At 54.3% G+C, this 17,872-nt stretch carries 18 protein-coding genes; 9 read left to right on the top strand and 9 right to left on the bottom strand.

Going from position 1 to position 17,872, the window contains the following annotated elements:
- Positions 1-233: 233 nt before the first annotated feature.
- The 4 genes from FY046_RS04770 (at position 234) to FY046_RS04785 (ending at position 4,274) form a co-directional block, all read left to right on the top strand.
- Positions 234-1,229 carry a LacI family DNA-binding transcriptional regulator gene (locus FY046_RS04770; RefSeq protein WP_446185804.1) on the top strand — a complete coding sequence of 332 codons (996 nt, stop codon included), beginning with the start codon at positions 234-236 and terminating at the stop codon, positions 1,227-1,229.
- A gap of 268 nt (positions 1,230-1,497) precedes the next feature.
- The gene (locus FY046_RS04775) at positions 1,498-2,409 is read left to right on the top strand and encodes a LysR substrate-binding domain-containing protein (protein WP_446185805.1); all 912 of its coding nucleotides are present in this window, start codon (positions 1,498-1,500) and stop codon (positions 2,407-2,409) included.
- A gap of 94 nt (positions 2,410-2,503) precedes the next feature.
- Positions 2,504-3,385, top strand: a complete 882-nt coding sequence (locus tag FY046_RS04780; RefSeq protein WP_446185806.1) for an SDR family NAD(P)-dependent oxidoreductase — start codon at positions 2,504-2,506, stop codon at positions 3,383-3,385.
- Complete coding sequence (locus tag FY046_RS04785) at positions 3,378-4,274, top strand: SMP-30/gluconolactonase/LRE family protein (protein ID WP_446185807.1); 897 nt, start codon at positions 3,378-3,380, stop codon at positions 4,272-4,274. The genes FY046_RS04780 and FY046_RS04785 overlap by 8 nt, the downstream gene beginning before the upstream one ends.
- On the opposite strand, the gene FY046_RS04790 is transcribed toward FY046_RS04785, so the two are convergent.
- Positions 4,260-4,961 carry an ArsR/SmtB family transcription factor gene (locus tag FY046_RS04790; RefSeq protein ID WP_167864478.1) on the bottom strand — a complete coding sequence of 234 codons (702 nt, stop codon included), beginning with the start codon at positions 4,959-4,961 and terminating at the stop codon, positions 4,260-4,262. The two genes, FY046_RS04785 and FY046_RS04790, sit on opposite strands and share 15 nt — an antisense overlap.
- Positions 4,962-5,088: 127 nt before the next feature.
- Between FY046_RS04790 and FY046_RS04795 the strand changes: the two genes are divergently transcribed.
- The gene (locus FY046_RS04795) at positions 5,089-6,465 is read left to right on the top strand and encodes an MFS transporter (RefSeq protein ID WP_446185808.1); all 1,377 of its coding nucleotides are present in this window, start codon (positions 5,089-5,091) and stop codon (positions 6,463-6,465) included.
- Between the two features lie 8 nt (positions 6,466-6,473).
- Here FY046_RS04795 and FY046_RS04800 read toward each other — a convergent pair whose 3' ends face one another.
- Complete coding sequence (locus FY046_RS04800; RefSeq protein ID WP_446185809.1) at positions 6,474-7,130, bottom strand: dTMP kinase; 657 nt, start codon at positions 7,128-7,130, stop codon at positions 6,474-6,476.
- 87 nt (positions 7,131-7,217) lie between these two features.
- A complete protein-coding gene (locus FY046_RS04805) occupies positions 7,218-7,559 on the bottom strand; it encodes an ArsR/SmtB family transcription factor (RefSeq protein WP_133843191.1) in 342 nt (113 codons plus the stop codon).
- 51 nt (positions 7,560-7,610) lie between these two features.
- Here FY046_RS04805 and FY046_RS04810 point away from each other — a divergent pair, with 51 nt between their 5' ends.
- Entirely contained in the window at positions 7,611-8,603 is a 993-nt protein-coding gene (locus FY046_RS04810) for a threonine ammonia-lyase (RefSeq protein ID WP_446185810.1), read from the top strand.
- A gap of 43 nt (positions 8,604-8,646) precedes the next feature.
- Here the strand turns inward: FY046_RS04810 and FY046_RS04815 are convergent, their stop codons facing one another.
- On the bottom strand, positions 8,647-9,435 hold the full coding sequence (locus tag FY046_RS04815) for an alpha/beta fold hydrolase (RefSeq protein WP_446185811.1): 789 nt from the start codon (positions 9,433-9,435) through the stop codon (positions 8,647-8,649).
- A gap of 369 nt (positions 9,436-9,804) precedes the next feature.
- Positions 9,805-10,263 (bottom strand): GNAT family N-acetyltransferase, encoded by a 459-nt coding sequence (locus FY046_RS04820; RefSeq protein WP_159336973.1) that lies wholly within the window; start codon positions 10,261-10,263, stop codon positions 9,805-9,807.
- A gap of 107 nt (positions 10,264-10,370) precedes the next feature.
- Between FY046_RS04820 and pdxR the strand changes: the two genes are divergently transcribed.
- Positions 10,371-11,858 carry a MocR-like pyridoxine biosynthesis transcription factor PdxR gene (gene pdxR, locus FY046_RS04825; protein ID WP_446185812.1) on the top strand — a complete coding sequence of 496 codons (1,488 nt, stop codon included), beginning with the start codon at positions 10,371-10,373 and terminating at the stop codon, positions 11,856-11,858.
- A 70-nt stretch (positions 11,859-11,928) separates the two neighbouring features.
- Here pdxR and FY046_RS04830 read toward each other — a convergent pair whose 3' ends face one another.
- Entirely contained in the window at positions 11,929-12,798 is an 870-nt protein-coding gene (locus FY046_RS04830) for an SDR family oxidoreductase (RefSeq protein ID WP_167864472.1), read from the bottom strand.
- Between the two features lie 32 nt (positions 12,799-12,830).
- Positions 12,831-13,766: an NADP-dependent oxidoreductase gene (locus FY046_RS04835; RefSeq protein ID WP_446185813.1), complete on the bottom strand. Its 936-nt coding sequence runs from the start codon at positions 13,764-13,766 to the stop codon at positions 12,831-12,833.
- 102 nt (positions 13,767-13,868) lie between these two features.
- On the opposite strand from FY046_RS04835, the gene FY046_RS04840 reads away from it, so the two are divergent.
- The gene (locus FY046_RS04840) at positions 13,869-14,744 is read left to right on the top strand and encodes a LysR family transcriptional regulator (protein WP_446185814.1); all 876 of its coding nucleotides are present in this window, start codon (positions 13,869-13,871) and stop codon (positions 14,742-14,744) included.
- 22 nt (positions 14,745-14,766) lie between these two features.
- On the opposite strand, the gene FY046_RS04845 is transcribed toward FY046_RS04840, so the two are convergent.
- Complete coding sequence (locus FY046_RS04845; RefSeq protein WP_159336978.1) at positions 14,767-15,756, bottom strand: nitrilase family protein; 990 nt, start codon at positions 15,754-15,756, stop codon at positions 14,767-14,769.
- A gap of 100 nt (positions 15,757-15,856) precedes the next feature.
- Here FY046_RS04845 and FY046_RS04850 point away from each other — a divergent pair, with 100 nt between their 5' ends.
- Positions 15,857-16,780 carry a LysR family transcriptional regulator gene (locus tag FY046_RS04850; RefSeq protein WP_446185815.1) on the top strand — a complete coding sequence of 308 codons (924 nt, stop codon included), beginning with the start codon at positions 15,857-15,859 and terminating at the stop codon, positions 16,778-16,780.
- 17 nt (positions 16,781-16,797) lie between these two features.
- Here the strand turns inward: FY046_RS04850 and FY046_RS04855 are convergent, their stop codons facing one another.
- A complete protein-coding gene (locus FY046_RS04855; RefSeq protein WP_446185816.1) occupies positions 16,798-17,811 on the bottom strand; it encodes a zinc-dependent alcohol dehydrogenase family protein in 1,014 nt (337 codons plus the stop codon).
- Positions 17,812-17,872: the final 61 nt, after the last annotated feature.

Below are 17,872 nucleotides of genomic sequence, written 5' to 3' on the forward strand. Positions count from 1 at the left end.
TGCGGAGTTGGAGCACAAATGATAACGTTAACATAAAATCAAATGCATGCCGTTTTACGGCAATTCTAGATGTTAATCACAAAAGTTAACGTTAACATTGAGAATATGAGATCATGATCAACTTTTCTTATTCGCTGCAATCGATACCCGCAGTCCATAATCACGTATGATCCTTTTACATCAGTAAGTTAGTTATATAACCTGTGGCAGAGTGATAAGGCTGGAGCAAAACAATGGCATCCCTGAAAGATGTGGCAAAACTGGCAAACGTCTCGCTGATGACTGTATCCAGGGCATTAAACTCCCCGGAACGTCTGAAGCCGGAGACATTGTCTCGCGTACAGTCCGCTATCGATGCGATGAATTACGTGCCCGATTTATCGGCAAAAAAAATACGCGGTGCTCACGCAATTCCAAAAACCATCGGGGTGTTAGCACTGGATACCGTCACCACCCCCTTTTCAGTGGAAATCACACTCTCTATTGAAGAAACGGCACGCGCACATGGCTGGAACAGCTTTGTGGTGAACATGTTTTCCGATGACAGCCCGGAAAATATCGTCGATCTGCTTCTCTCACATCGGCCGGATGGCATTATCTATACAACAATGGGATTACGGCAGGTGCCGCTACCCGGGAAGTTGTTAAACCTCCCCTGCGTACTGGCCAACTGCGAAAGCCTGCATCAACAGGTTGCGAGTTATATTCCGGATGATGAACGTGGGCAGTATGCTGCGGTGCGTGCACTTTTTTCTGCAGGCTATCGTCGCCCGCTCTGCTTACATTTACCTGAAAATCAAGTCGCTACCATCAGACGTCGCAAAGGTCTGGAACAGGCATGCAGGGAAGCAGGTATAGCGCCTGATACACTCGACCACTATTACATGGGATATGGGGATGAACATTATCGCGATATTCCCAACAGGGTTTTAGCGCATATCCATCAAGGCATACCTCAATTTGATTCAATTGTGTGTGGAAATGATCGTATCGCCTTTATGGTCTATCAGACTCTGCTGTCACAGGGGTTAAAAATACCCCAAGATGTCGCGGTGCTTGGCTACGATAATATGGTCGGTATTGGCGATCTATTCTTACCATCACTGTCAACGGTGCAATTACCCCATTACGAGATCGGTCGTCTTAGTGCGCTTCATATTATTAACGGTGAGTCTCATCAGAAAACGGTGGCCGTTGAAAGCCCGTTGCTACTTCGTGAATCGGTGTAAAAAAACAACGTAAATCTGCCTTGCTCGTCCAACGCAATCGGCTTAGCTCACCGATACTTCCTCACATGCCACCCATTCGTAAAGTGAAGGAACATAAATAACATCGGTATCAGTGTCAGGAAGATTGAAGCGTCTGTGCTGCGTCAATCAGAAGAATATTCGTCACACGATTGAGAGCTACCATCCGACATATTACTGCAGGGTGCAAATGATGAAGCACAGTCCAACACTGTATTTAATATAACTTCAGACGTATTCATGAGGTCTCATGATCGAAACCCGGCTTCTTGTCCAGTTCATTGCCGTTGCAGAAGAATTACACTTCAACCGCGCCGCGCAGCGACTCCATATGGCGCAGCCCCCCCTGAGCCAGGCGATCCGCAGGCTGGAGCAGGAAATGGGCGTTTCGCTGTTTGAACGCACCAATCGCAGCGTGTCGCTGACGCCTGCAGGAGAAGACTTTCTCGAATCCGCCAGAGAGGTATTGCGTATTCTTGACGAAGGCGTTGAGAAAAGCCGCCGGGTGTCACAGGGTATTGAAGGCCATCTCACCCTCACCTTTATCAGCATTGCACAGTATGGACCCCTGCTACGCGCCCTCAGGAACTTTCGTGCTGCCTTCCCTGCCGTCTCTTTCACGATGAATGAGGCCACGACGCAAGAACAGGTTGATGCCCTTGAGCAAGGACGCGCCGACCTGGGATTTATGCGGCCGCCAGGCAGAACCTCGCCTGGCCTGCGTTTCGACGCCATATTGCGCGAACCTGTTGTGATCGCTTTGCCTGCTGAACACCGCCTTGCAAGCTGCGAGAGCATCCCACTGGCAGCACTTCAATGTGACCACTTCGTTTCAGCCCCGCGCCACCTGGGACAGGGTTTTCATGACCAGCTTGTGCAGCTCTGCGAAGCCGCTGGATTCACACCTCACATTGCACAGCAGGCCCGGCAATTGCAGACACTCGTTGCACTGGTTGCCAGCGGCTTCGGCGTGGCGCTGTTACCCGCCTCACTGACGCAGGAGCCACGGAAGGACGTGATATTCCGGCCACTTGAGGTCGATGCGCCGGCCGAGCTCCAGCACGTTGAACTGTTAATGGGATGGAATGAGCACTCACCTTCTCTCATCCGGGACAAACTCATCGAAGAAGTACGCAATGCAATGGCACAGAATCTTGATTGAGACTATTTAGATATTATTAGCCTACAAATAATATATTTTACTGGCTGCGCGTGGCATCCCATCATCGTGACACTCAAATTCACGGAGATTCAACATGGGACAGAAAAACCCACTTACCGATGCGCTTTTGAAGGATGCGGTAGCCATCATCACCGGCGCAGGACAGGGCCTGGGACGTGCCTACGCGCAGTCACTGTTAGACCATGGTGCGCGCGTTGTTATCAGCGACCTCGGCACCAACCGGGCCGGTGAAGGCGCCAGTATGGATGTGATTGCGGAAGCTGGCCGCACCCTGCGCGCTGACAACGGACAATTGATCACACACAACGGACGCCTGGATAATGAGGATGGCTGCAGGGAGCTCGTGGAGCTGGCTATCACCCACTTCGGTAAGCTGGACATCCTGATTCACAACGCAGGCTGGGTGGACTATCAACGTATCGAAGACCAGAGTGATGATTTCCTTGAACGTGCCATCGGCATCAACATCCGTGCGCCGATTTGGCTGAGCAAATATGCCTGGCCATACCTTAAGCACTCTTCATCACCACGGATCGTGCTCAACACCTCTGATCGCGCCCTGTTCCAGCAATATGCGCAGCCCGGCCTCGTGGCTTACGCTGCCGGTAAGATGGCTCAGGTGGGCATCATGAATGCACTGAGTCTGGAAGGCGAGCAGCATGGGATTCTTGTCAACGCTATCTCCCCTGTTGCCAAAACACGCATGTGGGGATGTATGCCGTCACCCGAGAACCTCAAACCGGAGTGGGTCGCACCGGGCGTCGTGTATCTGGCCAGTCCGCTGTGCCATGACACAGGCTACATCCTTCGCGCAAGCAACGGTCATTTCACCGCAACCCGCTTTTGTGAGAACCCCGGCGTTGTTTATCCCACTGATCTGGCGCGTGTCGAATGTGAGAATGTGGCTGACGTCGCCCGCCAGTGGCAGCAGATCAAAGAGTGTGAATATGCGTAAGGATTATGATCTGCGCAACATTGCTCATGTCGGCGCCACGTTGGGCGAAAGTCCGGTCTGGGATGCTCAGAAGGGGCTTTTGTACTTCGTGGATATCGTTGAAGGGCGGATCAACGTGCTGCGGCCAGAGGGAAAGGTCGACCGTGTTTATGAGTCCGCCGCACGCATTGGCGCCCTGGCGCTCACTGACAGAGGGAATCTGATTTTCACTGAAGATGCCAGCGTTGCTATGCTCAATCTGGAGACCGGTGCAGTGCGCCACGGCTCTCCCATTATCCATGAAGGCGCGAGCTATCGTTTCAACGATGGTGCCTGCGATCCACAGGGACGTTTTGTTACCGGATTGATGAACGAGCGCCCGGATGGCAATAGCGGTGCGCTGTACCGATTCGACAGTGCGCTGAATGCCCGGTTAATCCAGCAGGGAATTGCACTGCCCAACGGGGTGGCCTGGTCGGAAGATGGCCGTACTCTGTTTTTCGTTGATTCGGTAGCATGTGCAATTTTTCAGGCCACCTGTTCGGCAGAGGGCTTGCCAGGTGATATCAGGTTATTTGTTGAGACACCCGCCGAACTCGGCCGTCCTGACGGTATCGCTCTGGATAAGGAGGGAGGGCTGTGGGTATGTCAGTTCAACGGGGGATGCCTGCTGCGCTACGACAGCAACGGGTGTCTGAGCGATCGTGTCATCATGCCCGTTCCGCGCCCTACCAGTTGCTGCTTTGGTGGCGAAGGTCTTGCGACCTTATTCATTACCACCGCACGCTTTGCTATGACGCCTTCGGAGTTACTTACGTCCCCAGACGCCGGGGATGTGTATACGATTCATCCCAGAATATCGGGCAGCCGAAGGCATGTGTTCAAAGAAAGGCCACTATTCATGCCGTAGCGATCCTTGCTGATGGCGAATACCAAAGTGTTGCGCTAAGGCTTCCCATCCCGACGCGGTGACGTTCAACGCTCTTGATTGATTCGAGCGGCTCAGCCATTCCCACGCAGTAAATGCCTCCAGCATAGCGGAGCCAAGAGGGCCTGCGAGGTGATATTGCCGCTCGGTCCAGTCAAGGCACAAACGGTTATTACCTGCGCGTTCCGCACTGATTTCCACGCCTTGCTGTTCAAACCAGCGATGCCCCTGAACAGTGAGCACCGCGTGTTGGCCTTCTTGCATGGTAATCAGCCCCTGGATGAGCATCCTTTGCGTAATCAGCACGCCGATTTGCCCGGCTAAATGATCGTAACAACAACGCGCAAAACGCAGCGCTTTCGCTGCACTATTGGGCGTAGTTTGCCACTGCGAAGTGACAGGCCCGACCGAGGCCAGACTTTCTAAGAGCTGGGAAATATGTGGCCCGGCCAGGCGGTAATAACGATAGCGCCCGACAGACTCGACGGTGACAAGCCCGCCATCACGCAGTTTTGCGAGATGAAAACTGGCGGTTTGTGCTGTGATGTTGGCAGCCTCTGCCAGAGCGCTGGCAGAAAGTGCTTCGCCTCCAGAGAGGTTAATGAGCATTATCGAACGCACCGGCTCGGCGATGAGATGGGCCACGACAGAGATGTGAAATTGGTTCATTGTTGCGCCCGTAAAAGTGAAGTCAGTGTTCCTCAGAGGGAATAACACTTCGATACAGCTCGAATCATTATTTAGCGCGTGCGGGGTATAGTCAATAAATCTCATTTATGGACAATGACCTCGACTGATGAACAACACCCCTTCGGCTCAAAAATGGTTGTTAGCGGCGACCAGTATCAGCTATATCATCGTGATACTTGATACCTCGATTGTGAACGTGGCACTTGCACCGCTGGCCGCCACTCTGCACTCGACCATTACCGGCCTGCAATGGGTCGTCAGTGCCTATACCGTGACTTTCGCCAGTCTGCTGCTCAGCGGTGGTGCTTTAGGCGACAAACTGGGGGCAAAAAACGTTTATCTCACCGGTCTGCTGCTCTTTGCACTGGCTTCAGCGGGATGTGGTTTTTCATCCACATTGCCCACCCTGATCTTCTCGAGGATATTGCAGGGGGTCGGTGCGGCCTTGCTGGTCCCCTCCTCTCTGGCGTTGATCAACAGTGCGTTCCCTCAGTCTCGGGATCGTGCCAGAGCCATCGGTATCTGGGCCGGATGCGGTGGAATTGCCATGGCGGCCGGTCCGTTATTGGGCGGTTTGCTGATCCATTTATCAGGCTGGCGAAGTATCTTCCTGGTCAATGTCCCCATTGCCGTACTCGGGGCGGTGCTGGCAACGCGCATTCCTGCGATAAAAATCACTGTTCGCGAGAGGCAGATGGATTTTGCAGCGCAGTTACTGGCGATTATCGCACTGGGATCGTCTATTGCCGTGCTGATTGAAGGTGTCCATCGTGGATGGCGTGACCCGTGGATTTGCGGAGGAATACTGGTGGCGGTCATTACCTGGGGGGTTTTCATCTTTACCGAGCGCACAATCAACCAGCCGATGCTGCCGATGACACTCTTTCGCCTTGCTGATTTTTCTGCCTCGGTTAGCGTCTCGCTGATTTCTGGATTAGTGTTTTACGGGGTGTTCTTCCTGCTCAGCCTGTACTTCGGGGCCGTGCGCGGCTGGTCATCGCTGGACGTGGGTCTCGCCTTCCTTCCCTTGACCTTGCTGGTCACGTTGGGCAGCTTTAGCGCCGGGAAACTTAACCGCCTGCTTGGCCCATTTTGGCTGATCACAGGATGCTGCGGGCTCTACGCCGCCGGATTCGCAGGGTTAATGATAGTAAGAGAAAATACACCCTATTGGCAGATCGCACTTTGCTTTCCTGCTCTCGGTCTTGCCGCTGGCATCATTACACCGGTCGCCACGGCAGTTGTCATGAGATCGACAGGCAAAGAGCACGCTGGAATTGCCGCCGGCGTGCTCAACGCAAGCCGACAAACGGGTTCAGCGCTGGGAGTCGCAATCTTTGGGGGATTGCTTAACGCGGTCAAACCGCTCGCAGAGGATATTGACATCGCCCTCTGCGTCGGCATCGCCTTCTCACTGCTCGCCGGCCTGTTATGCTCCACCCTGCTGAGCAGGAATTCAGCCTGTAAGAAAAACACGCCGTGAAAACGGGCTCAGGGAACGACCTTCCCCGGCGATGTGATCTGAATCCCTGTGGCGCACCCAGGCACGCGGTAGATCTCAGAAATCACCTGCATCGTGGCGTCTTCGATCGTTCCTTCATTACGGCATAAAACCCAGCCGTTATCGGCAATTTCTCGCTCGAACGCCTGGCTACAGGCAACATGTTCTTCCAGCTTATGAATCACCGTACTGCTTAGCCCACGCGATCGGGCCGCGGCCCTTGCCCATGAAATATCAGGCGCTGTCACCACCCCGACATGCAGGTCTGGCGTTAGCACGTTTCGTTCAAGGTTAAGCTGTAAAATCTCTGCGAAGGGAACCATGCGGCGAAACGCGGCATCCGACGGGTACCAGCGGTCCATCAAGATAATGCTGTCCGGTGGCTGTTTAGCCAGCACGTGCCGGGATATCCAGGCACGGCTGGCGGCCAGGCGCTCACACACCTCCCATTCCAACGCCAGGGTGGGTTGTCTGGCGAGCCTGTTAACGAGAACCATGGTTTCGCGCCTGTAGGGATCGCTTTTTTTCTCGCAAAGGCGGATCACCTTCTTGTTGTCAGCCCTGAGGGCTTTGGTCATGGCCTCCAACAGTGTGGTTTTACCAGCGCCCTTGGGCCCATCCAGCGTCACAAACAGCGGACGACTCATGGTTCAAATGACGCTTGATAGACGGTTTTTGTAAAGCTCAAATCAGGCAAAAGCATCTTACGTCCTTCGTATGTTTTGATCTGCGCACTACTCATGTGGACGCGTTGCCCGTTTTCCATACTCCGACAACATTGCCGTTGCTTCATCCATCCGTTGACGATCAAGTTTATAGAATACCCAGTTCTTGATACGTTTCGAGGTCACAATTCCGGCTTTAGCCAGATTTTGTAGATGGCCTGTCACTGTGGGCTGACTCAGACCAATTTTTTCGGTGATAAACCCGACACACACACCGTCCTCAACCAGGTCGCCGTCCTGCTGCTCCGGAAAATGTGACCTTGGATCGGACAGCCATTCAACAATCACGAGCCGGTGCTCATTACCCAGGGCGCGAAAAATATCGGCCATTAACGTCTTTGAGTTGTTCATATAGCCAATTACCTATATAGTCATTTTCTTATATAACTTCAGGAGAATACTATGACAAACCCCGCACAAAGGCCAATGGGCAGTGTCACGCTGAAAGATATTTATGCCGCTTCCCGGCGAATTAAGGCAACAGTATGCAGGACACCGCTGGAGCCTTCGCAGGAACTGTCTGCCCTTGTCGGGGCGCAGGTCAGACTCAAAATGGAAAATCTCCAGCATACCGGTAGCTTTAAGCTGAGAGGCGCCGCAAACGTTCTTGCCAGTCTTGATGCAGAACAGCGAAGCACCGGCGTCATCGCCCCGACGGCGGGGAACCATGGCTTAGGACTTGCCTGTGCGGGGCATGTAACAGGCATACCCGTATCCATATACTTACCGCATTCAGCAGACCCGATGAAGGTTTCGGCGATGAAAAATTATGGTGCTCAGGTGACCTTTTTTGACAGTATTGAAGACGCAAGACAGGCCGCTATTGCCGCAGCGCAACAGTCCGGCGCGACGTTCGTCTCCGCGTACAATAATGAGCAGATGATTGCCGGGGGCGGCACCGTCGGTCTGGAAATTATGGAAGACTGGGCAGATGCTGACGTTATTCTCGTGAACATTGGCGGCGGCGGGCTGGCCTCAGGTATTGCGACGGCCATCAAAGCCATTAACCCTGCTGCCGAAGTGTGGGCAATACAAAGCGAAGCGAGCCCGACATTTGCGCGCTGGAAAGACGCTGGCGAGACGATTCCTGTGGAAATAACGTCATCAATCGCCGAAGGCATCAGTGGCTACATAGAGCCCGAAACGATGACCTGGCCACTGATACGCGACCGTGTCGATCGTGTTCTTCTCGTCTCAGAAGCCGAAATTAAAGCAGCGATGGCGTTAATGCTTAATCTGCATCGCCATGTTGTGGAGCCTTCAGGAGTGCCCGCAGTTGCGGCAGTCCTTCGTTATGCAAAAGAACTGAGCGGGCGTAACGCTGTCTGCGTGGTCAGCGGTAGAAACATATCTGGCTCCCGCTATCTCGGATTAGTGAATGAGGCCACACGCTGAAGAAACGACATCCTCAGCCGTAGTCGATTGAACGATGAGCGGTTCAGAGTGATTTTAAAATCCACGCCAGTACATCTCCCGGCCTTTCAAGCACGGCCAGGTGTGTTCTGGCATTCTCCAGTCGTTTCACTTCAAAAAAATCATGCTCTTCAGCGAAACGCTGTTGAAAGGCAAGGTAGTCGTCGTCCCGGTCAAGGGAATAGAGGTGTGTACACTTCGGTGGATTTTTGAGCGTTTCCAGGCGTTGGAGCGGCGAGCCGTATTGATGATAGGCATCGGCGATCACCTGGCCTGCCAGGCGCCAGAGCTGATAGCTGGACTCCGCCATCTCGATGTTGAGATGATGGATCATGGTGGGTGAGTCGCTCCCTGCTAACCAAAATTCAAACAGCTGATCCCGTGCATATTCCCAGCGATTTTCTTGCTGCATCTCTGTGATGGCACTGAAAAACTCCGTCGACGGCTGATTCATGATCCAGTCCAGGAATATCATAGCAGGCACGCGTTCAGTTAAACTTTCCGCTAAGTCCACGGCGATCCAACTGGCGTGGGCGACGGAAACCGGGACAACGCGCTTCAACCCGAGATGTTCAATGAGTGCCAAAGCGTCAGCGAATAACGCTGCCCCGTCAAAATCCTGACCATCGGTGGAAGATTTCCCATGGCCCCGCCAGTCTGGAGTGACAACCCGAAAAGAAGCGGCGGCCAGCGCAGAGAATTCATTGAACACGGTCTTCGGCTGGCACCAACCCGGCATCAGAAACAGAGTCGTATCGCCGCTGCCAACATCCTGATAATCGATATCGCCATGTTTTGTATGTAAAATAGGCATGCATAACATCCTGTCGTAAAGTGAAGGAACACCACTCACAGCGGTATCAGTGTCAGGAACATGGGTGCCCCTGCACTGAGTAAACCAGAAGAATACTCGTCACATCATTGAGAGCGTTACCATCCGACATATCACCGCAGGGTGCAAATGGCGAAGCACAGTCCAACACTGCATTTAACATAATTTCGGACATATTCATGAGGTCTTATGATCGAAACCTGGCTTCTTTTCCCGTTGATTGCCGTCGCAGAAGAATGGCACTCCAACCGCGCCGCGCAACGACTTCCTATGGCGCAGCCCCTGAGTCAGGCTGGAGCAGGCGGCCAGGCAGGGAGAGCTGGCAGCCATTAACGCCTTACTCACTCATGTTTAGAGAGGCATTCTGTACTCGATAACCCCCGGTTTTTCGGCCACCCAGTCATAAAGCCTCTGTGCCGTTACGTTCTTTTCCTGGGTATGCCAGTATAAGCGTCCACACTGGCGCTCGCGGGCCTGCCGTTGCACATAGTCAATCAGATGTTTTCCTGTCTGTTTACCCCGACTAGTGGGGGCCACAAACAGATCTTCTAAATAACAGAAATCACTGACCGACCATGTTGAGCGGTGAAAAACATAGTGAACAAATCCGAGGAGGGTCTCCCCCTCTTTTGCGACAGCGCAATACATCGGTTCATCAGCATCAAAAAAACGCCCCCATGTTTCTAATGTCGTCTCTTCTGGCAGCTCAACACCATAGAATTGCTGATAGCTCAACCAGTAAGGTAGCCATGCTGAGTAATCTGCCTCTTGAACGGGCACCACGGAAATTTCTAAATTTTCATCATTCATATCAATCACTTTTTTAAAATGAAACGTATCAGGTGATGAAAGAGTAACGCTGACAGTGGTATTGTATAAGGCACACTTTATTTATTTTTTATGGGTCCACTTTGGCGATGAAAAAGAACGCGGCCAGCTTTCCCAGCATATTGTTAAAAAACGGGAAAATTAAAGAACAGTTCTATTCGGTGATCAAAGAACTGATCCTGAATGGTCAGCTTCAAACAGGGAAAAAACTCCCCTCCAGCCGGACATTTTCTGAAATGATGTCCATATCAAGAAACTCTGTTCTCGCAGGCTTAGAACGCCTGACTGATGAGGGCTACCTGATCGCTAAACAAGGATCGGGAACCTATGTGGCATCGATCATTCCTGATGAGGTGATGCACAGTCAGCCGCAAGCCTCTTATTTACCGGCGAGCCTTGATAAGGGGAGCCCCGACATTAATCCGCATATGCAGGTCATGAGAAACATATGGGATGAAACGCAGCCCTGCTCGGGGCAAAATCTGAAGTTTAATATTGGCGTCGGCTGCAGAGATTTATTCCCTCATGAACTTTGGGGTCGCCTGTTAGGGCGCACCTGGCGTCAGTTCCGCCACCAGGATGGAAAACTGAATGAACTCCAGGGGTTTAAACCCTTACGGCAGGCTATCAGTAAATATGTCTGCACCACGCGCGGCCTTCATTGCACCGAGCAGCAGATACTGATTGTTAATGGTACCCAGCAAGCCATGAATCTGGCCGCGCAGGTGCTATTGCAAAAAGGAGATGAAGTCTGGCTGGATGAGCCGGGCTATGATGGTGCGTTAGGGGCATTTACCGCCATGGGGGCCACCCTCCGTCCTGTCATCAGTGATAACAATGGCATGGACGTTGCGTATGGCATCAGGCACTGGCCCAAGGCCAAATTGATTTTCACCTCTCCCTCTCACCAGTTTCCGCTGGGCGGAACATTAAGTTTATCCCGCAGGCTGGCGCTACTGGAGTGGGCCGCTGAAAATAACATGTGGATATTCGAAGATGATTATAACAGTGAGTTCAGGTACACCGGCCAGCCAATACAAGCCCTTCAGGGGTTAGATAAACATCAGCGCGTGATCTATGCAGGAACCTTCTCCAAAATGATGTTTCCAGGATTTCATTTAGGTTTCCTGGTGGTTCCAGAACATTTAGTGGCGTCTTTTAACATTGCCAAATATTACGCCGATACACGAACCTCGTATTTAGAACAAACGATCCTTGCCGCTTTCATTTCTGAAGGCCATTACGCCCGTCACGTCAGGCGGGTGAGAAAAGCCTGTCATGAACGCCAGCAGGTGATGATTGAGGCCATCAAATTATATCTGCCGGAAGTCGTCTGTGTGGAACCGTCGGATTCAGGTATTCATCTTGTCTGCTGGTTAGCGGATAACCTTGAAGAATCCGTCATCATTGAGCACTGCCGTCAAGCGGGTTTAGGCGCACAGCCGCTTTCACGCTACTGCCAGACCAGGCCAGCGAAGCAGGCGATTTTGTTCGGTTTTGCCGCGCATCCACCGTCAGAGATCGTTGAAGGCATCAAGAAACTGGCTCAACAACTTGCTGAAAATAAAAGAGATTGAAACTGATAAACAGCCTGTTGCCTCTGTGCAGAGATAACGAGTCTCCCCGTTATCTCCCTGCATATCCCGTTCAGCGCGTGCCGGTAGACTCATTAACAAAATGCTCGTAGGTCCGTAGCGGACGTCCCAGCAGCGTCTGCAAACGCTCCACCGTTCCTTCTGCCGCCTGCATCCCGTACTGCTGAATGCCCGCCATCATCAGGCTCATATCATAGGCCAGCCAACCGGGGCTCCAGGCGGTCATCTGCTGCTCAAAAGCGACCACGTCATCACCGCCGTAGCCAACTTCACGCCCCAGCGCTGCGCTCCAGACGGCGGCGACACGCTCACCGGTCAGAACGTCCGGGCCCACCAGCGCCAGGGTGTTGCTCTCCAGTGCTTCGGGTGCCCTGTCACGCCGCAACAGTTCCACTACCGCGATATCGGCAATATCCCGCACATCGATCATGGAAACACCCGCCGAACCGATCGGCATCGGATACACCCCATACTCTTCAATGACCTTTTGCACCGAGGCTTCGTTCTGCATGAAATAGGCCGGACGCAGAATAGTCGCCGGGATATTCAGGCTTTCGATCATACGTTCAACCGTATATTTACCGGTAAAGTGCGGTACGTTGGTGTACTTTTCCGCATGGATCACCGACAGATACACCACGCGTTCGATACCCGCCTCACGGGCAAGATTCAGGGTGATAAGGGCCTGGGTGACTTCATCGGGTGTCACCGCATTCAGCAGGAACAGGGTACGCACCGAGGCTAAAGCGGCGCGCATTGCCGCGACATCGGTCATGTCACCCGCGACTTCAGTCACACCGGCCGGAAAAACGTGTTTACCCGGCTGGCGCACCAGCGCCTTGGTGTCTGCGCCCGCATCAGCAAGACGCTGACAAATCAACGAACCCAGCGTGCCCGTGGCACCAATAACAAGAATGGTCATATTTATCTCCAGAATGCGTCAGATAGCGCCGGTTAGCGCAGAAAATCGGCCACCACTTTGCCGATACGCGGCGCCGTGCGGTGACGTTCAATGGCCTGCGGGATGTCGTTAAAGCCGACGATCTCGCTGACGTGTGACTTCAATGCTCCGCTGGCAATGCTGGCGGCCAGCGTTTCCAGCTGCGTGCCGTCCGGCGTGTTCATAAACCACAGCCCACGGCGCCCGGCAGGTGTGCGGGCAACAATGTCGGGCGAAGCCGTGCTGATGATAACGCCCTGCCCCGACAGCACCGGCCATGAGCGATCCAGCACGCCGCCACCAACATAGTCGAGGACAAGGTCAATATTGCGGGCAAGCGATTCAAACGGTTGCGACTGATAGTCGATAATGTGGTCGGCCCCGAGGCTGCGCACGTATTCCATGCCTGCCGCCGCCACGGTGGCAAACACCTCTGCCCCGGCCTGTTTAGCAAACTGCACGGCGTAGCCCCCCAGCCCTCCGGCAGCGCCGTGGATCAGAATGCGTTGCCCGGCGGAGATCGGGCCAGCATAGTTAAGGCTTTGCCATGCAGCGACGGCGGCAACGGGGATGGCAGCAGCGTGGATATCGTCCAGTCCTGCCGGTGTATGGGCCAGATTTGCCTCACTGACGACGACGAAATCCGCATAAGCCCCTATTCGCCCCAGTGACCCCATCACACGGTCACCGATACGAAAACGCGTACAGCCCGGGCCCACGGCCTCAACAACACCTGCCAGCTCAATGCCGAGAACGGCGGGCAACGATAAGGGAAACGCATCGCGGACGTACCCTTCTCTCACCTTCCAGTCGAGGCCATTAATACCGGCGGCGTGTACCCGCACCCGTACCTGACGCTCTCCCACGTCGGGCAGCGCTATCTCAGCCACTTTGGCGGCATCAGCCCCGCCGTACTCTCCGATGACAACGGCTCGTTGCGTCATACTCATGATCTGTTCCTCTGGTCTGATAGGATGAATGAACGATAAACCGTTGCGCAGAGAGAGAGCAGACTCTAAATTAGAGACATGTCGTTTCAAAAATGGAACAGTATGGATCTCAATGCTCTGGTTGATTTTGCGCTTGTCGCCACCCATGGCGGGCTGGGGAAGGCCAGCCGCGCCAGCGGCAGGTCTAAAGCCACGTTATCGCGTCATATCGCGGATCTTGAACAACAGCTTGGCGTACGCCTTATCGAGCGCAGCCCCAGAGGGCTGAGACTCACTGAGGCGGGCGATATGCTGATGGCCAGAACATCGGGGTCAATGAACGAGGTGGTGGAGGCCATGACGTCGGTGCGGGAAGGGATCTCTGTTCCACGCGGGCACCTGCGCGTGGCATCACCCGTGTTGTTCTCGCAGCTCACCATGGGGAGAATAGCTGCCGAGTTTTGCGCCGCGTATCCGGAAATCACCCTTGAAGTGGTGGCAGAAGACCGCATGGTGGATCTGGTGGAGGAACATTATGATGTGGCCATTCGTATTAACCCGTGCCCCGACAGCAGCCTGACGGGGCGATGCTTTGCTGAAGACCGCCAGATTGTGGTTGCCGCGCCCTCCGTTACCCTGCCCCAGCCGGGCCTGGTCACTCAGGTTCCCGCCATCGTATTTGGCAACGCACAGCCATCGCTGTGGAAACTGGACGATGGCCGCCTGGTGATTGAACCTCTCCCCCGCCTGAGGTTTTCCTCTTTTCTGATGATCCGCGACGCCGCCATCGCCGGTGGCGGTGCCGCGATTATTCCTCAGTCTATTGTCGGCAACGCCCTTGCCCGCGGCGACCTGGTGCAGTGGGGAACGGTGTCAGATGTCAAGGTGGCGCTGTGGGTGCTGCATACCTCGCGGCGTTTAACGGCGCCAAAGGTCAGGGCATTCGTCGATTTTATCTGCGAACGCTACCCTAAAATTGCGCTGGTGATGACGGGATAACACCGCACCGGATGCGCTCACCTCACCGGTTATTTCTCTGCGGCACATCGACCGAAAACCTGGCCGTTCTTGCATCACGTTCATACCCCTGCAGTTCCGTCAGTATCTGGTATAGCTCAGGACGGCGACCGTGGATCCAGCGGCGGCCCGTGCTCATCGCCAGCAGGGTTAAATCGAGTTCGGCGCTGACCATGGCATCGCCCGCCGCCCAGGTTTCCTCAATAATGCTGCCGTAAGGGTCAATCATCATGGCATTGCCGGTACGGACTTCGTCTTCATCCGCACCAACGCCGTTACTGAATAAGATAAACACCCCGTTGTCATGAGCACGCGCTGGCAGCCAGCGCATCAGCCAGCCGCGACCATTAGGGCCTCTAAAGGCAGCGGTCAATTCCTCCTGGCGCGTCGCCCGTTGCTCCCAGAGTTCCAGCGGGATCGGCTTCATGCCGCAGGGACTGCGGGATTGCGTGCCCCCTGTCTGGTGCGGTGCGAGAAGAATATCGGCACCCAGCAGCGCCGTGGCGCGCACATTCTCCACCAGGTTGTTATCCCAGCAGATCAGTATCCCCACTTTCACTCCCCAGGGGGTGTCAAACACCGTGAACCGATCGCCACTGCTGATCGCGGGATGTTCAAAGGCATGAAGCTTGCGATGTGTATGCAGTGAACCGTCGGGCAGACAGGCAACGTAGGCGTTATACAGGCGGCCATCGTCGGCACGTTCGATCAGCCCGGCACCAATCAGCATCTGATGCTTGACGGCCAGCGAACGGATCAATGCCAGAGAAGGACTGGTTTCAATCGGCTCTGCCAAAGCTGAAACCTCAAAAGAGGTCAATTTAGGAACATGCCAGTAACCGGTGATACACATTTCGGGGAAGGTGAGGATCTTCACCTGTTGCAGGGCGGCTTGCTCGATAAACTTCTCCATCATCAGGAGATTATAGTGTTTGTTACCGGCCTGATGCTGAAACTGCACGGTGGCAGCCTTTAATGATGTTAACGCGGACATAATGATTCTCCAGCGGGGGTCAAAACACCATTACACCCGGTTGACTGATAACGGTATAATCAAATGATTTCCCATTCTGATAACTTTCTGGAATGTAATAATGAACCTGCGGTTGCTTAAAGCCTTTGTCACGCTGGCAGAGAAAGGTAATTATGCCGACGCGGCACAGGCGCTGTTTGTCTCGCAGCCCGCGTTAACCAAACAGATTAACCTGCTTGAGTCACAGCTCACTCTGTCGCTGTTTTCACGTGGCCGTCACGGCACCACGTTAACTGCCGGCGGCCGGCGCTTACTGCCAGAAGCGAAGAAGGTGATCAGGCAGGCCGCGCTGTTTCTCCAGCATGCAGAGCAGGTCGCGAAAGGGAGTGAAGGCAGTCTGGCCGTGGGATTTGGGCTTTCCAGTTTCTACTTAGCCCCGCGCTACATCGCAGAATTTCGCCAATGTTATCCCGGTGTCGATGTCTCATTAACGGATCTTCCCTCAGCAAAACAGGACCAGTTGCTGCAAAGTGACGAGCTTCAGGTGGGGTTTGTTCGCGTTCCACCCAGCGAGCCGCTGGATTACCTGCCGCTGTTCAACGATCGGCTGGTGTTAGTGACGCCGGATAAAACGTGGATCAGTGCGGCAGAGTGGCTAAAAAATCGCCCTCTGCTGCGGCTGCATACTGAACGCGGCCGTGGGCTGAATACACAGATTGATCGCTTCTTGCAGGACAACGCGCTTTATACGTCTTCGACTCAGCTGGCTGACGATATTCATACCATCGTCGCGCTGGTGATTGCCGGTACGGGCGTGGCGCTTTTGCCACAAAGCGTTATTCATATTGCGCCACCGGGGTTGAATATTATTCCGTTAAGCGGCGAATCGTTAAGCTGGCAGGTGGGCATCGCCTGGCATGCCAGTACGGAGGATCTCATCAGGGATAATTTTATTGCGCGGATAAAAGCGGGTCTCACCCGCGAAGCGTCTTCTGAAACAGGCTCCGCAGATGAGATCCGCCATGGCAGTGGAGGCCGTGATTAAGCCTCCGGCCAGTATCACTACCAGCTCACACACACCTTGCCAACGTGTTGACCGCTTTGCAGGTGGGCAAATGCCTCACCCAAACGCTCATAGCTGAAGACCTTGTCGATCACCGGTTTCTGCGCCATCAGTTCCAGCGCCTTCACATAATCAATCTGGTCCTGACGGCTGCCGACAATCAGCCCCTCAATACGCACCTGTTTCGCCAGGATGCTGAAAATCGACAATGCCGCATCCGTACCGGACAACACGCCGATGACGGCAATATGCCCACCGACTTTCACCGCCTTAAGGGACTCATTAATCGTGGCAGGGCCGCCGACCTCAACAATATGGTCAACGCCCAGGCCGTGAGTGAGTTCCAGCACTTTATCCCCCCACTCCGGGGTGGTGCGGTAGTTAATGGTGTCATCGGCGCCCAGTTTGCGCACCATCGCCAGTTTTTCATCAGAGGACGAAGTGGCAATCACTCTGGCCCCCATGGCTTTGGCCAGCTGTAACGCCGCAATCGACACACCGCCGGTGCCCTGTACCAGCACGGTCTCACCCGCCTTTAAGCGACCGTTGACCACCAGCGCCCGCCACGCGGTCAGGCCGGAGGTCGTGATGGTGGCCGCCTCGGTGTGCGACCAGCCCGCAGGAGCGGGAGTAAAGGCATTGACCGGACGCACCACCACTTCGCTGGCCAGGCCATCAACGCCATCGCCTGGCGTATGCGCAAAACCGCCCACCGCCGGGGTGGCTTTGCCTGCTGCCCACTGCGGAAAGAAGGTGGAAACCACGGCATCACCCACGCGGAACTCCGTTACGCCTTCGCCTACCGCCTCAACAATTCCGGCACCGTCCGACAGCAGAATACGGCTATCTTCCACCGGCATAGCGCCGGTGGCCACCATCAGGTCATGGAAGTTAAGCGAGCTGGCTTTGATGGCGACCCTGATTTCCCCTTTAGCGGGTTGGCCGGGATCCTTCACCTCGGTGAGCTGAACACTGTCCAGATTAAATGGGCTGGTAACCGTGACTGCTTTCATTATCTTCTCCTGGTTTGTACATTTCTGGCACATGCCATCGACTCAGTGCCGTCAGGTATAC

Source organism: Erwinia sp. 1181_3 (assembly GCF_052824965.1).